The organism is Candidatus Magnetominusculus xianensis, assembly GCA_001541255.1.
GTDB lineage: Bacteria > Nitrospirota > Thermodesulfovibrionia > Thermodesulfovibrionales > Magnetobacteriaceae > Magnetominusculus > Magnetominusculus xianensis.
On record LNQR01000027.1, the window covers coordinates 1 to 14,247 of the forward strand.

Genomic DNA, 14,247 nt, shown 5'->3' on the forward strand with positions numbered 1-14,247 from the left:
GGGCTGACTGGTTTTATTATGACACAGTCTGGAAAGCGGGAATCCAGGAGAGGGATTAGCGGGTGTAAGTTTCTAATGCGATTGCCCTGGATGAAAAGCTGTTGACGGACGGCATACAAGAAAGGACGAGGTGTTTATGGGAGTCCTCTGATGAATTTCGGAATATCCTTAAGCACCACGGAGGCATTCCAAAACTGGACTGCTCAATCCCATTGACTTCAAACTGACTAATGGGGTAACTTAAATACGTGTCCACTTAATCGGGGGAACATCAGCAAGACCTTCCAAATACCAAGCTACAGCAAGCGTGCCGCAGCTTGAGAGGAACGTGGCATCCAGGGTAAGTCCAATGACCGTAAGAGGAGGTCAATGTTATACAACCTGCATTGCTCATATCCCATGTATTGCTTAATCAGAGATTTTCTATGAACTCGTTTTGGCATTAGCGCCGGAGGATTGTCTTTAATTCCCTGATGGCGTTGTCGATAGCCCCTGAGTTTTTTTGATAGAGATCTCTGGCCATGCTGCCCATTTCAAGTCTTACTGCCTCGTCTGAAAGCAGCGCAAAAAGTATATCGTACAGGTCACCTGTATTATCGGCATCAGCGGTAACGGCGGCATTGGCAGCTGTAAATTCCCCCGTCATCGGGAAATTCTCCATGTATGGGCCGCACACTATGGGCTTTCCCCAATAGGCCGGTTCAAGCAGGTTATGCCCGCCCTTTGGTACAAAACTCCCGCCCATTAGACAGACATCGGCAGCCCCGTAAACCGACGCCAGCTCCCCTATCGTATCAAGCAGGACAAATGACGCAGGCGCTGCGGCTGTGTCTGACAGCTTGCTTCTTCTTACAAATGGAATATCGGCTGAAGCCAAAATCGCTGCAGCCTCGTCAAACCGCTGTGGATGGCGCGGGGCCATAACCACTGACAGGCTCTCAATGTCTGCCTTGAGCCTCTTTAGTGTGCCTATTAAAATAGCCTCTTCCTTTTCGTGTGTGCTGCCAATTACAAGCATAGGATGTGTAAGCCTTAGCGCCCACTTTGGAATTTCAGGTGACGGCGCAGTGTCAAATTTGAAATTCCCCAATGTCTTAACCGCCTGGGTGTCAGCTCCCATTGCCTTGATTCTTTCAGAGTATATCTCACTCTGCATTCCAAACAACGTTACGCTACGCAGAACATGTTTCATAAAAAAGCGTATCTTCCTGTATCCCCCGAAGGATTTTTCAGATATGCGGCCATTTAATATCACAACCGGTATGTTTTGTTTTTTCATTTCACTGAATATACACGGCCATAACTCTGTCTCCATTACAATAAATATGTCAGGATTTACTGCCTTAATCGCCCGCCTTACCGCCGATTTACTGTCAAATGGTACATAGATGACCTTAATGCCCTCAGGTAGTTTATCCTTTGCCGTCTGCTGCCCCGTGTCGGTTACTGTGGAGAGGACAATGTGCGGGCTTATCTCAGTAACGATTCGACGTATGAGCGAGACAGCCGTTATGGTCTCCCCTACCGATACCGCATGAATCCAGATTGTGGGGGATGAGGTATCCTTTTTTGTGAAGACAATCCTGCCCAGCCTCTCTGAAAACCAGCGCGCCCTTAAACCCTTCGGCCTCCTAAAGTACTCAAGTGGGACAAGCGCTAAAAGGGCTATAAAATATAATATTCGGTAGATAAGTGTCATGGCTACTTAGGCAATCAATTGTGCAATCAGTTCAGCAACACGGTTTGTCGGATTCTTCTGGTCAAATATCTCTCTCAGGCGTTTAAACTTCTCAAGCGTTTCGCTGCGTAAGTCAATGTCTTCGTAAAGTTTTAATAATTCCCCTGCTATTGCCTCAGGGACTGCCATTTCCTGAATGAGTTCCTTTACCACAGGGGCGTCGTAAATCAGATTGACGAGATTTATATACTTAACCTCAATTATCCTTCTGATAATATTATAGTCCAGCGCGCCCATCTTATAGATAACCACAATCGGTACGCCTATGAGCGCGGCCTGAAATGCAGCAGTCCCAGATTTCACTACGCCCAGGTCACATATCGACAGCGCCTCAACCGCCCGTCCATCTATGAGTTTTACGTCCAGCGCCGCTAACTCGGCAAACATCTGGCCAAACTCGCCTATTGTCAGATTTGGGGCAATGGGCATCAGGTACTGAAACTCAGGGTGCTGCAATTTCAGTATTTTTATGGTATCAATAAGCACTGGCAGATGCCTGCCAAGCTCGCCCTGCCTGCTGCCCGGGAGCATCCCTATCACCGGGCGCTCTGCATCAAGAGAGAATTCTCTCATTAAGGCGTTTTTGTCAATCACATGGGTATTTAATTCCTCAACAATGGGGTGCCCAACGAATTCACAGTAGACATTTTCCTTCGCATAGATTTCAGGCTCGAAAGGCAGTATAGCGGCAATAACATCACTTCTGCGTGCAACTTTCTTTATCCTGCCCATCCTCCATGCCCACACCTGCGGACTTACATAGTAGAGGACTTTTATACCGCTTTTCTTGGCAGCCTTTGCCACCTTCAGATTAAAATCTGGGAAATCAATAAGCACTACCACATCAACCCGAATGGTCTTAAAGACATCTTTGAGCTTTTTATAGGATGCTATCAAATGCTTTACTGATGACAACGCCCCGACACCACCAAAGGCACTGTTAATTCCACTTAGAAGCTCCACACCGGAAGCCTCCATTTTCTCCCCGCCTATGCCAAGAAGTAATAAGTCTGGCCACATTTCCCTGAGTCTCCTGGCAAGCATAGCGCCATATAGCTCACCTGATGACTCCCCTGCAATTATCATAACCCTTACAGGCATTTTATTATTACTTCGGAAATCATCCCAATTGCCTCTTTGGTCAGACCAGGGTACACGGGAAGCGACAGCACCTGCTGCGAGGCAGTCTCGGCAACAGGGAAGTCCCCCTTTCTAAAACCGAACTGCTCCAGCGGTTTTTGTAAGTGAATCGGCAGCGGATAGTAGACTACCGATGATATACCAGCAGCGTGCAGGGTTTCCTTTATTTTATCTCTTTGAGGAGAGCGTATCGTGTACTGGTGATAATTGCTCACATATCCTTCGGGGATATAAGGACACATCACAGAGCTGCTTAAAAGCGACGAATAGAGCGCTGCGTTTTCTCTTCTCATTGCATTGTTACGCTCTACCTTTGTGAGTTTTATCAGCAGTATCGCCGCTTGAATTTCATCAAGCCTGCTGTTAAAACCAACTACGCTGTGGATATAGTTTCCCCTTGAGCCGTGATTCCTCAGAGCCAGTATGTTTTCATACATCTGCTGACTGTCCATGACAACTGCCCCGCCGTCGCCATAGCAGCCAAGGTTCTTGCTTGGATAAAAACTAAAACACCCTGCATTGCCAAACGTGCCGGTAAGTTTTCCATCTATCGATGAGCCGAAGGACTGCGCGCAGTCTTCAATTACATATAGATTGTACTTCTTTGCCAGCGCCATGATGCGTTTCATATCACATGGCAGTCCGAAAAGATGCACCGGCATGATTGCCTTTGTCTTTTTCGTTATCTTTGCTTCAATTAAGTCCACGTCGATGTTCAGCGTTTTTGTGTCAATATCGACAAAGACCGGTTTAGCGCCGACATACAGAATGCTCTCAACTGTAGCAAAAAAAGTAAACGGTGTTGTAATAATCTCGTCACCCGGTGATATAGGAAGGGATGCGAGGCTTAAAAACAACGCCCCTGTACCCGAACCCACACCAGCGCCGTAGGACAGCCCATGATATTCGGCCAACCGCCTCTCAAATGCCTCCACCTCAGGGCCTAACACATATCTCGTGCCCTTGAGTACATCAATCACCGCAGCAACAACCTCATCCTCGATATCGAGGAACTCCTTTCTCAAGTCCAACATCGGTATCATATCATCACACTACTCACGCTTTCCCTTATTATATTTCCTATACTGAGGGCAAGGCTTAGAGCCTTTCGCCCGCACTCACCGGTTACTACCGGTTTTTTCCCCGTTAAGATGCTCTCGGTAAAACTCCTGAGTTCTTCTTTGAGTGGCTCTGCCATAGGCGGCTCATCCAGGGGGATTGCCTTTATAGCCGAACCATTTCTTATATATTTTGTTATCATGCCGCTTTGATAATCCAATGACAGGCATTCGTTTCTCTGCGATAGCGTCAATGTCCGCCGTTTCTCTGCGGATAGCCTGCCAGCAGCTAAAAATGCCTTAAGCCCGCTGTCAAACTCAATCCATGCCTTTGCCGTGTCTATGCAGCCGGTTAATACAGTTGCCCCGGCTGCATTTATAGACTTAACCGGTGATTTGGCAATGGAAAGCACAATATCAATGTCGTGAATCATCAGATCAAGGGTAACATCTATCCCTGCCGCACGCTCTATAAGCGGTGACAGCCGCTGGGTCTCGATATATGCCGGTGAATCCAGCAATGTGCTCAACTTTCTCACTCCGGCGTTATATCTTTCCACATGTCCAACCTGAAGTATGAGACCACGCTTATTTGCCTCGTCTATCAATTGACTGGCCTCGTCAACAGCCTCTGTTATGGGTTTCTCAACAAAAACATGCTTACCTGCCCGCAGACACTTCATAGCTATGCCGCTGTGTGTCTGCGTGGGGGTTGCTATGATAAAGGCATCTGTGAGGGGTAGAGACTCATCAACTGTGGCAAACGCCTGACAATTATATCTTTGTGCTGCCTCAGCTGCCCTTGAAAACTCTGTATCGCACACGGCGGTCAGCACGGCGTTCTCCAGCTCTGTGACAATACGCCCGTGATGTTTACCGAAATATCCAACGCCTATAAGACCTACCCTAAGAGGTTTTGTTCCTTCTAATGCCTGCATGACAGCCTGTGCCGGTAATATTTTCTAATCTCTTTCATAACAAACTATTATATACAAAACTCCCTTCTTTTAGGCAAAGAAAAAAATCATATGGCAGGGCAAACGAATTTAGACGGAAAATACCTATATGACTTATATCATTGCATCTAACGCAATGAACATATATTGTACAAGAAACCCTTATAGGTTTAATACTACATGGAGGTACGCTATTATGGGAAACAAAGGCGTCAGGAATATGTTCGTCTTTGGCAGTTTGCTGTGTTTTGTAGCGCTGGTTGTGATGACGTTTGATACATTTGCACAGCTTGATTCAAGGTCCACGAAAATAACCGCGGATGTGGACAAGGGGAAGCAGGTATGGCATAAATACGACTGTATCGGCTGTCACACAATCTTTGGTAACGGGTCATACTTTGCACCAGATATGACAAAGATAACCGACAAGCTGCCAAAGTCATACCTTAAGAAATACCTGGTTAATCCAAGGAAGGTAAATGCCTCAGCTGCAATGCCTGTGCTTGGGATTACCGATGATGAGGCAGAGAAATTGTTTGTTTTCCTTGAATGGATTTCTAAGGTCGATACAAACGGATGGCCGCCCAAGCCGATTATGTCGAAGGGAAGTTCGAGCGCTGCGGTGTATGAAAAGTACAGTTGTTCTTCTTGTCACTTGATTAACGGAATTGGAGGAACGTCAGGTCCTGATATAACACACGTTGCATCGAGACATCCTGAGGCAGAATGGCACAGGAAGCATCTCGATAACCCGTCTTCGGTTGTGCCTGATTCCGCTATGCCGCCATATGCGCAGCTCACGGAAGATGAGAAAAAACAACTTATAGAGTTTCTCGTATCACTTAAATAAGAGGAGGAATTGAGGAATGAAATACAAGAGCCATAAAATAGCATTGAACTTTTTTACGTTTGCAGTGCTGCTGTTTCTTGTGCAGGTCATAGTCGGGGTTGTTGCAGCGATACAGTTTCTAAAGCCTGACTTTTTTGTTTTTGCCTTTAATATATCGAGAACGCTTCACATAAACGCCCTTGTAGTGTGGTTATTATGCGGTTTGATGGGGGCAACGTACTATGTGGTGCCAGAGGAGTCAGAGTGTGAACTCTGGAGCATACCTTTGGCACAGTTTCAGTTCTGGGCAACTGTTGTAGCCGTGCTTGGTGTCGTTGTTGGCTATATTGTCATGGGATTATTCCCCCAGAGCAATATAATGATCTTCGGCACACTGCTGCTAAACGAAGGCCGTGAGTACATAGAGGCGCCCAGGTGGGCTGATTTTCTGATTGCCATCTCTGCTGTATTGTTTCTTATCAACAACGCTATGACTATGTTTAAGAGCAAGAAGTGGACAGGGATTCAGGGTACTCTTCTAGGGGGAATGTTATTTCTGACCCTTATGTATTTGCCGGGTATGTTTTACTCCAGCAGTATGGTCAAGGACCAGTACTGGTGGTGGTGGGTGGTGCATCTCTGGGTTGAGGGCGCGTGGGAAGTAATCGCGGGGGCGCTTTTGGCATTTATGCTTATGAAACTGACTAACGCACCACGCCAGGCGCTTGAGAAATGGATGTACATCGAGGTCGCATTAGTCCTCTTTACAGGCATATTAGGCATTGGTCATCATTACTATTGGATAGGGACGCCAAGCTATTGGCTTTGGGTAGGCGGTATCTTTAGCTCGCTTGAGCCTATTCCACTACTAGTGATGGTCTGGGATGCCTTAAGAATAACAAAAGATACAAGGGTAAATACCAACAAGCTTGGACTATTTCTTGCCACAGCTCATGCCATATTTAATTTCCTCGGTGCTGGGCTCTGGGGTGTTATTCACACCCTGCCCTCTGTTAACAAATGGACGCACGGCACACAAATCACAACGGCACACGGACACCTTGCATTTTATGGGGCATACGTCCTGTTAATTATTGCTATGGTGTACATATCTGTGCCGTCAATGAGGGGCGTAAAGGACTACAATATGTCCAGAGGATACAGGTCGTTTTGGTGGCAGACTGTTTCTATGGTTATGATAGTCTTTACTATAACCGGTGCCGGTATGGTGCAAACATACATGGAACGCCTGCTCGGTATTGACTATGTAGCCGTCAAAAATGACTTCAACTCATGGTTTTGGATATGGAGAATTATCTTCGGAGTCACTTATCTGATAGGTGTTCTGATGTTTGTTGTAGACTACTTTAAGATTGGTAAAGAACCAGTAACCGTTAATGCAGCAGCTGCTGCCATCTCCGAATCTAAGGCATAGTGAATTTAAAAGGGGGGATGGCGCTGCCCTTTCCCCCTTAAATGCCTACCCCATATGATACACATCATAACTATACAATCAGTAGTTGTACTAGTATAATTCATGAGAAAACCTGCAACCCTGAAACGCCTGAGAAGGCTGAGTCAATTACTATTTACCTTGTTTTTCTTTTCGATGCCAATCTTTGATATCCTCAGATATGACGTAAACACAAGGGATTTATATTTATTTGGAAATGTCTGGACATTGGATATTGACGGGGCAATAGGGATGGAACATGGGATGGCTGGTCATGTGGCATGGCATATACTGTTAAAGGCATTGCTGCCGTGGGTATTGGTGTTGAGCATATTTCCGCTTATGGGGTTGTTTACAGGCAGGTTGTTCTGCGGATGGTTATGTCCTGAGGGCGCACTGTTTGAATTGGCAGAGTTCTTCTCTTTAAAGATATTTGGCAGACGGCACTTCTTTAAAAGCTCTGCCAATGATCCTGTAAATGCGAAGGATATGCCTTTTTTATATGCCGTGATTGCACTGGTGTGTATTGTAACAATTCCGGTACTGACGGCAGTTATGCTGACAGGTTTTTTCATAGCGCCTGCCGATATATGGCAGCAGTTGAGGACATTTAATATAGGCTTTGGTTTGAAAGCCGGAATAATCGGAGTTTGCATATATATGTTTATAACTTCGGTATTGGTGCGGCATGTGTTTTGCCGATACGTGTGTGCCGCTGGTCTTATGCAGATGTTATTTGGATGGTTTAGTCCATTTTCGTTAAAATTAAAATATGACCGCGTGAATTCCTCTAAATGCACGGATTGCCGCCAGTGTGAAAAGGTATGTTTTATGGACATTAAGCCGCGCCTGCCAAGATATGACATAAGTTGTGTGAACTGCGGGGAATGTGTGGATGCCTGTAATAAAGAGCTGGGGTCCGGTCATGGCCTTTTTAGTTTAAAGTTTGGTGTGGATAAATCCGGCACGAGACGCACATCTCCGCCAAGCCTAAATAATTGAATACCATTAAACACGGAGGGGGGTATCACTGGCTCATACGAATCCGCAGTTCTACTGGGTTTTTCAGTGTTTTTAATGCCCTGATATATTCTATAAAGACCTCAGAGTCTATGAATCCGGTATCGACGGCAGAGCTTGCCGCCTTTAAAGGAGAAACAGCCTCAGTCCCCTGTGAGGGCATAAAACCGTCACCCCCTTTTGCTATGTATTCGCTTACGGCTATCTTATAAAAGGTATTCATTCTAACTGGTACGTATGTCTGTTTGATCTTTATTTCCATGTCTTTTACTCGCTGTCCCTTTGGTTTTGACAAGTCCAGCGTAAATCCAAGACCGGAGGCATATAGAAATGGCGGTTTTTTATCTTTGCTTATCTGAAACTCTATGGTTGACTCTATGGCGTCTTTTATCTGAGAACCTTTGAGCTTAAGGACATATATCGTATTATTAAATGGCATGAGGGAGTATGCGTCGGCGATTGAGATATTACCCTTTGGCAGGTCAATCCGCACACCACCGGCGTTCATAATGGCGATAACTGCCCCTGATGCGGCTGTCTTTTGCAGTATACTGTCAGTAATAATCGGCCCTGGGCCATGGTTATTTGCGCGCTTGAGGGGTTCTTCGGCATAGGCAATCGTCTCGCTCATGAAGCCTTTAATTGGAGCTGTATAGTTGTCGAGTTTTTGTGCTGCAACGGGGTCTTCTTTAACTAACTGAAACCGTGGGTTTGAAGTAATCCCAGTTCTATCCGATTCATAAAACTCTGTTGTCTCCGGTGTATTAACCGGAGTGTCAGGAAGGATAACTGTCTGCCCCCCGCGATAAGAGATAATCCTGCCATCTGCGTCAAAGTCTATATCGGTAAGGCCAAGAATCTTCCCAAACTCCCATGCTGTGACGACCAGTACGGTAGTGTTATCTGCGGCGCATACCTCTGTAGGGTATGGTCCAGCAGGGTGAAGACCAACCTGACTCAGTGCGTTATCCCCCAGGAGCGTATGGGAGTGCCCGCCAACAATAACATCCACACCCGATAGTGTGCGGGCAAGGACGAGGTCATTGTCATAGCCGATGTGCGAGAGTATAACTATGATGTTTACACCCTGAGTGGTGAGCGCTGAGACGGCAGTCTGGGCAGATTTTATAATATCATTGAACTTAACCGACTTACCGGGCTTGGAGATATATGGCGTCTCAGTTGTGGTAAGACCGGCAATGCCTATCTTACGACCGTTTTTTTCTATAATCGTATAGGGTTTTATCAGACCGTAAAGCTGGGATTCTGTGGATATTTCAAGGTTTGCAGATACGACGGGGAAGGCCGCTTTTTTGATAAATTCGGCAAGAACTGAAGGCCCCTTGTCAAATTCGTGATTCCCTGTGGTCATAGCGTCAAGGTGCATTGGGTTAAGGAAATCCACATCGGCAAGTCCCTGGTATTTTGAGAAATATACTGTTCCCGTAAACACATCCCCAGCATGAAGAAAAAGTAGGTTAGACCGAGATTCTCTGAGGGCGGTCATGGCGCTGGTAATCCAGGGAAACCCTCCAGCACGCACAACAAAAGGACTTGAGTTATATGTCAGGGATATGCTGGACGGCTCAAGATGACTATGTGTGTCATTGATATGCGCTATGGAAATGGTGTATGTATCATCGGCAATACCAAATGTCAAAAATCCAAACAATACAGCGGCTATGATAACAATACGCATCCCTTTAAATGCCGTGTCCACACCCGCCCTCCTTAATCTGTAGTCTGTTGATTAATATATATAATTGCGTACCAGTTCGTTCATGGTTTTCTCAAGTATGGTATCTTCAGATTTTTCCCCTTCTCTAAGATATTTCTTATTTAGCATTGTCAAGGAGTGACCTGCATGTTGTCTCCAACATACCGAGCTTGGTTTGAACAATATCCCAAACGATTGGAAAGGAAACCCCGAAATATTCATGAGTAAGAATGTTACGAATGCCAACGATTTTGCGCCATTGTATTTCGGGAGCGGCCAGAAGGCATGACTTAGGTAATCGCCCTGCTGCTTCACCGATGATTTCAAGGTTTCGTACTACAGCATCCTGAGTTTTCGTGTCACTAATGAAATTCTCGTAATCCCTTCCTCTTGTATACTGTTTAATCCGGCTTATTGCTTCAAGGATATCTTCTAAATATAAACGATAGTCCCTATACATAAATGGTTTCACGCTCAATAACTGGCTTGATTCGTGGTTTGACTGTATCAGCCATCACCAGATCAACAGGTCGTCCAAGAAACTCTTCAAGGCGGAACTTCAGTTCCATGTAATTATCAAATGTAGGTCTTTCAAGCACAACGATGACATCTATATCGCTGTCAGGGTGCTGAGTGCCTCTGACATATGAGCCGAATATGCCTATACGCCCAACCGTGAAGCGCTCATGCAACTCTCTGCGTATTGAGGAAAGTTTTGATAATAGCTCGTTTTTCGTAGTGTAAGGGATATTAAATTGACCAGAACTTGGGTATTCCATTGAGTCTCCTTCTTTGACTGTAACAGACTTCCTGCCTTCACCTTTCATTAGGTTTTCAACGCCTCAATCAGGTCTTTGGACATTTTTCTTGGCTTAAATTCTGTTTCGTTTGGCCGTGCCCCGACTGTTGCCAGCCTTACTTTTGCGGTAGAGAGCGGTGTGCCGTTGAGGTATAGTTTATGCGCAAAGGTTATCGAGGCGAACGTTATCTCTTCTATTTCCGTATAGATGTTTATCGTGTCAGCGTATCTGGCCGGTTTGTGATACCTGATATCTACGCTTACGACGACGAAATATATCCCCTCGTTCATCAGGTCAAGGATTTTTATCCCCCGTTTTTCAAGGAAATCAGTCCTCGCCCTCTCCAAAAACCCCAGGTACTTGCCGTAGTAAACCACACCGCCACAGTCAGTGTCCTCGTAGTATATTCTTATGTCAATTATGTCGGGCATCTTCGATGAAAAATTGTTATGGCAGTTTTTCTCCCGTAAAAATGCGTACTACATCGTTATACATCGCAAAGGCCATCAGCATAAGCAGCAGCGCCAGCCCTATTTTTTGAGATATAGCAATGGCCTGCTCACTCAACGGCTTCTTCCTAAGCGCCTCGATAGCCAGATAGACCATGTGCCCGCCGTCCAGTATTGGTATCGGAAACAGGTTAAACACGCCCAGGTTTATGCTGATTACGGCCATGAACATTATAAAGCTCAGAAAGCCGCCAGATGACTGCTTGGCCGCCATCTGAAATATCATAATAGGGCCGCCTATTGTGTTTGCCGGAATGACGCTCTGGAAGAGTTTCACAATAGAAAGCAGCAACAGCACGATTACTTCCCATGTCTTTACAAATCCCATGACTATGGAGTCAAAGACGCCATAAGCTACCTTGTTGGAGTCTCCGCTTGGGGATATGCCAATCAGCCCCATGCGCGTCTCCTCGCCGAAGATATTCTTTGACAGTTTTGACTCCGGCGTTATTGTGATGTTTCTGCTTGTACCGTCTGCCCCTTTGATTGTGAAATCGAGGGGTTTGCCGGGACTTTCGTGGATGATTTCTGTCATCTCTTCCCAGAATTTTATCTCAGTGGCGCCTATTCGCATTATCACATCGCCGGGTTTTAGGCCTGCGCGCATTGCCGGTGTGTCCTTTCCCACATCGCCGACTACTGAGAGATACCTCGGCACACCTGTAAGAAATATGAGGCTGAACAGCAGTACCGCAAAAAATATGTTGAACAACGACCCCGCCACAACCACTATAGCCCGCTTATAAATCGGCTGGGTAAAGAATGCCCTGTCCTTTTCCTCTATATCCTGGGCATCTGCAGAGCTTGCCATCTCATCACCGTGCATCTTCACATAGCCGCCAATCAAGAATGCCGACAGCACATACTCCGTGTCGCCGTATTTCCTGCCTATTAACTTTGGTCCCATCCCCAGAGAAAACTTCGTTACCTTTATTCCCACTGCCTTTGCAAAAATAAAGTGCCCAAGCTCGTGGACAAATATCAATATCCCTAAAAGCAGTACCGCGTACACTATCGTCATCTAATTACCCCCGCCATATTTTTCTTTCACAATTTCTCTTACAGCGTGCCTTGCCCATCTATCAGCCTCAAAAACTGCGTCAAGTTTGGCCTCAGTTGCGTTGTGTCTCATCATCACCTCTTCTATAATAACAGGTATCTGCGTAAAATTAATAATACCGTTTAAGAACAACCAGACCAGCTCTTCGTTTGCTGCGTTCAGGGCCGCTGGCATTGTGCCTCCTGCCTTTAGTGCCTCATATGCAAGGGGCAGGCACGGGAATGCCCCGGTGTCTGGCTTATGAAACGTTAAAGCAGAGATTTCCTCAAGGCGCAGCCCCTGTATTACGTTTTCCATCCTGTCTGGATATGCCATAGCGTAGGCTATTGGCCCTTTCATATCAGGGACAGAAAACTGCCCAAGCAAAGTGCCGTCAACCAGCTCCACAAGTGAGTGTACTATGCTTTGCGGATGAACTAACACGTCTATAGAGCCGGGCGCAAAGCCAAACAGATGGTGTGCCTCTATCACCTCAAGCCCCTTGTTCATCAGGGTTGCACTGTCCACTGTTATCTTATTTCCCATGCTCCAGTTGGGGTGCTTAAGGGCGTCGGCTGCCGTTACTGTTTTTAGTTCGTACTTGGTTCTGCCAAAAAACGGTCCTCCGGAGGCCGTCAGGATAAGCCTCCTTATATGTGTTTGTGGGCGGCCATCCAGACACTGGAATATGGCGCTGTGTTCGCTGTCCACAGGAAGCATCTTTACATTATTATTTTTGACCTCTTCCATTACAGCAGCACCGGCCATAACGAGGGTCTCTTTATTTGCCAGCCCTATGTCCTTGCCCGCTTTGATAGCGGCAAGGGTTGGTCTGAGGCCAGATGCCCCGACAATTGCAGATATGACAAAGTCAGAGTTTTCGTATGCCGCCGCCTCACAGACGCCCTCCTGTGAGCTGAGTACCTTAATTGCTTTCCCATGTGTGCCGTTAATGCCATTAATACCGGTGTCTTTGACCCACTGTCTTAGTCCTATGGCGCTGTGTTCGTCTGCAACTGCCGCTATCTCTGGCCTGAACTCAAGGATTTGCTGCTTTAACAATTCTACACTCTTATTGGCGGCAAGGGAGACTATCTTGAATCTGCCGTCAGAGTTTCTGACAGCCTCAAGCGCACTCCGCCCTATCGAGCCTGTGCTTCCCAACAGTGTTATATTTTTCGTACTGTTACCGCCGTTATCCATTATGTTTGTTAATAAACAATATCAAGTAATACAGCACCGGGGCAGCGATAAGCATCCCGTCCACTTTGTCAAGCATCCCTCCGTGCCCGGGCAAAAAGCTCCCTGAGTCCTTGATGTTTCTTTCCCTTTTAAACATTGACTCAATCAGGTCGCCTATGATACCAAGTATCCCCAACACTATGCCTATCCCTGCGGCTGTCATATAATCCATTCTGATTTTGAAGCCGAGCTTTAATATTACCGCCGAGGCAGCCCCGCCTATGACCGCAGCAACAGCCCCTTCGACTGTTTTATTTGGGCTGATACTTTCGTAGAGTTTTCTTCGGCCTATAGCCTTACCGATGTACAAGGCAGCACTGTCTGCCCCCCATATCACTAGCATTAAAAACATAATGATCTCCGGGCCGATTGCCCTGAGTTTGATAAAATAACTCAGAGACACCGGTATGTAAAACAAACCAGTCAGAAAAGGGGCTATATCAAACAGGGCGTTGTCCGGCCCATTACGGTCAAACAGCCTAATCGTAGTGCATAACATGAATGTCGCAGCAAACACATAGGCCGGTATCTCGTTAAACAGGTAAGTCATATAGAGGGGAATTAGTCCAACTGCGGAGAATGCGTGCCGGTACAGAGCCTTTACACCGTACATCAAGAGGAATTCCTCCATGCAAATAAACGCCGCAATGAACATCAGTATCAGGAAATAGTTGCCTGGCAGATACATTATGTACGCATAGAGAAGCGGAAGCAGTATTGCCGCAACAATGAGCCTTTTTAACATC

14 protein-coding genes are annotated in these 14,247 nt (G+C 46.2%); 3 read left to right on the plus strand and 11 right to left on the minus strand.

Annotated features, from left to right (window positions below; all coding sequences use genetic code 11):
- Window positions 1–442: 442 nt before the first annotated feature.
- From ASN18_RS03320 to ASN18_RS03335, 4 genes are read right to left on the minus strand one after another with little or no spacing between them, the layout of a single operon-like run.
- A complete protein-coding gene (locus tag ASN18_RS03320) occupies window positions 443–1,699 on the minus strand; it encodes a 3-deoxy-D-manno-octulosonic acid transferase (RefSeq protein ID WP_085051188.1) in 1,257 nt (418 codons plus the stop codon).
- A 6-nt stretch (window positions 1,700–1,705) separates the two neighbouring features.
- The gene (lpxB, locus tag ASN18_RS03325; protein ID WP_085051189.1) at window positions 1,706–2,839 is read right to left on the minus strand and encodes a lipid-A-disaccharide synthase; all 1,134 of its coding nucleotides are present in this window, start codon (window positions 2,837–2,839) and stop codon (window positions 1,706–1,708) included.
- The gene (locus tag ASN18_RS03330) at window positions 2,830–3,921 is read right to left on the minus strand and encodes a DegT/DnrJ/EryC1/StrS family aminotransferase (protein ID WP_085051190.1); all 1,092 of its coding nucleotides are present in this window, start codon (window positions 3,919–3,921) and stop codon (window positions 2,830–2,832) included. The genes lpxB and ASN18_RS03330 overlap by 10 nt, the downstream gene beginning before the upstream one ends.
- The gene (locus ASN18_RS03335; protein ID WP_085051191.1) at window positions 3,918–4,874 is read right to left on the minus strand and encodes a Gfo/Idh/MocA family protein; all 957 of its coding nucleotides are present in this window, start codon (window positions 4,872–4,874) and stop codon (window positions 3,918–3,920) included. The genes ASN18_RS03330 and ASN18_RS03335 overlap by 4 nt, the downstream gene beginning before the upstream one ends.
- A gap of 214 nt (window positions 4,875–5,088) precedes the next feature.
- Between ASN18_RS03335 and ASN18_RS03340 the strand changes: the two genes are divergently transcribed.
- The 3 genes from ASN18_RS03340 (at window position 5,089) to ASN18_RS03350 (ending at window position 8,176) form a co-directional block, all read left to right on the plus strand.
- Window positions 5,089–5,742: a c-type cytochrome gene (locus ASN18_RS03340; protein WP_236861479.1), complete on the plus strand. Its 654-nt coding sequence runs from the start codon at window positions 5,089–5,091 to the stop codon at window positions 5,740–5,742.
- Window positions 5,743–5,758: 16 nt separating this feature from the next.
- Window positions 5,759–7,156 carry a cbb3-type cytochrome c oxidase subunit I gene (locus ASN18_RS03345; protein WP_085051193.1) on the plus strand — a complete coding sequence of 466 codons (1,398 nt, stop codon included), beginning with the start codon at window positions 5,759–5,761 and terminating at the stop codon, window positions 7,154–7,156.
- Window positions 7,157–7,258: 102 nt separating this feature from the next.
- The gene (locus ASN18_RS03350) at window positions 7,259–8,176 is read left to right on the plus strand and encodes a 4Fe-4S binding protein (RefSeq protein ID WP_085051194.1); all 918 of its coding nucleotides are present in this window, start codon (window positions 7,259–7,261) and stop codon (window positions 8,174–8,176) included.
- Between the two features lie 25 nt (window positions 8,177–8,201).
- Here the strand turns inward: ASN18_RS03350 and ASN18_RS03355 are convergent, their stop codons facing one another.
- From ASN18_RS03355 to ASN18_RS03385, 7 genes are all read right to left on the minus strand, one after another.
- On the minus strand, window positions 8,202–9,914 hold the full coding sequence (locus ASN18_RS03355) for a bifunctional metallophosphatase/5'-nucleotidase (RefSeq protein WP_085051195.1): 1,713 nt from the start codon (window positions 9,912–9,914) through the stop codon (window positions 8,202–8,204).
- Between the two features lie 115 nt (window positions 9,915–10,029).
- Window positions 10,030–10,371 carry a HepT-like ribonuclease domain-containing protein gene (locus ASN18_RS17900; protein WP_085051196.1) on the minus strand — a complete coding sequence of 114 codons (342 nt, stop codon included), beginning with the start codon at window positions 10,369–10,371 and terminating at the stop codon, window positions 10,030–10,032.
- On the minus strand, window positions 10,364–10,738 hold the full coding sequence (locus ASN18_RS03365) for a nucleotidyltransferase family protein (RefSeq protein ID WP_236861480.1): 375 nt from the start codon (window positions 10,736–10,738) through the stop codon (window positions 10,364–10,366). The genes ASN18_RS17900 and ASN18_RS03365 overlap by 8 nt, the downstream gene beginning before the upstream one ends.
- Window positions 10,738–11,142 carry a YbgC/FadM family acyl-CoA thioesterase gene (locus tag ASN18_RS03370; RefSeq protein WP_085051197.1) on the minus strand — a complete coding sequence of 135 codons (405 nt, stop codon included), beginning with the start codon at window positions 11,140–11,142 and terminating at the stop codon, window positions 10,738–10,740. The genes ASN18_RS03365 and ASN18_RS03370 overlap by 1 nt, the downstream gene beginning before the upstream one ends.
- Before the next feature lie 16 nt (window positions 11,143–11,158).
- Window positions 11,159–12,241, minus strand: a complete 1,083-nt coding sequence (gene rseP / locus ASN18_RS03375) for an RIP metalloprotease RseP (RefSeq protein WP_085051198.1) — start codon at window positions 12,239–12,241, stop codon at window positions 11,159–11,161.
- On the minus strand, window positions 12,242–13,462 hold the full coding sequence (locus ASN18_RS03380) for a 1-deoxy-D-xylulose-5-phosphate reductoisomerase (RefSeq protein WP_085051199.1): 1,221 nt from the start codon (window positions 13,460–13,462) through the stop codon (window positions 12,242–12,244).
- Window positions 13,455–14,246 (minus strand): phosphatidate cytidylyltransferase, encoded by a 792-nt coding sequence (locus ASN18_RS03385; protein WP_085051200.1) that lies wholly within the window; start codon window positions 14,244–14,246, stop codon window positions 13,455–13,457. The genes ASN18_RS03380 and ASN18_RS03385 overlap by 8 nt, the downstream gene beginning before the upstream one ends.
- Window position 14,247 lies beyond the last annotated feature (1 nt).

Coding starts and splice junctions, on each gene's coding strand:
- ASN18_RS03320 (WP_085051188.1), bottom strand. CDS start 1,699: ATGACACTTATCTACCGAATATTATATTTTATAGCCCTTTTAGCGCTT.
- lpxB (WP_085051189.1), bottom strand. CDS start 2,839: ATGCCTGTAAGGGTTATGATAATTGCAGGGGAGTCATCAGGTGAGCTA.
- ASN18_RS03330 (WP_085051190.1), bottom strand. CDS start 3,921: ATGATACCGATGTTGGACTTGAGAAAGGAGTTCCTCGATATCGAGGAT.
- ASN18_RS03335 (WP_085051191.1), bottom strand. CDS start 4,874: ATGCAGGCATTAGAAGGAACAAAACCTCTTAGGGTAGGTCTTATAGGC.
- ASN18_RS03340 (WP_236861479.1), top strand. CDS start 5,089: ATGGGAAACAAAGGCGTCAGGAATATGTTCGTCTTTGGCAGTTTGCTG.
- ASN18_RS03345 (WP_085051193.1), top strand. CDS start 5,759: ATGAAATACAAGAGCCATAAAATAGCATTGAACTTTTTTACGTTTGCA.
- ASN18_RS03350 (WP_085051194.1), top strand. CDS start 7,259: ATGAGAAAACCTGCAACCCTGAAACGCCTGAGAAGGCTGAGTCAATTA.
- ASN18_RS17900 (WP_085051196.1), bottom strand. CDS start 10,371: ATGTATAGGGACTATCGTTTATATTTAGAAGATATCCTTGAAGCAATA.
- ASN18_RS03365 (WP_236861480.1), bottom strand. CDS start 10,738: ATGAAAGGTGAAGGCAGGAAGTCTGTTACAGTCAAAGAAGGAGACTCA.
- ASN18_RS03370 (WP_085051197.1), bottom strand. CDS start 11,142: ATGCCCGACATAATTGACATAAGAATATACTACGAGGACACTGACTGT.
- rseP (WP_085051198.1), bottom strand. CDS start 12,241: ATGACGATAGTGTACGCGGTACTGCTTTTAGGGATATTGATATTTGTC.
- ASN18_RS03380 (WP_085051199.1), bottom strand. CDS start 13,462: ATGGATAACGGCGGTAACAGTACGAAAAATATAACACTGTTGGGAAGC.
- ASN18_RS03385 (WP_085051200.1), bottom strand. CDS start 14,246: ATGTTAAAAAGGCTCATTGTTGCGGCAATACTGCTTCCGCTTCTCTAT.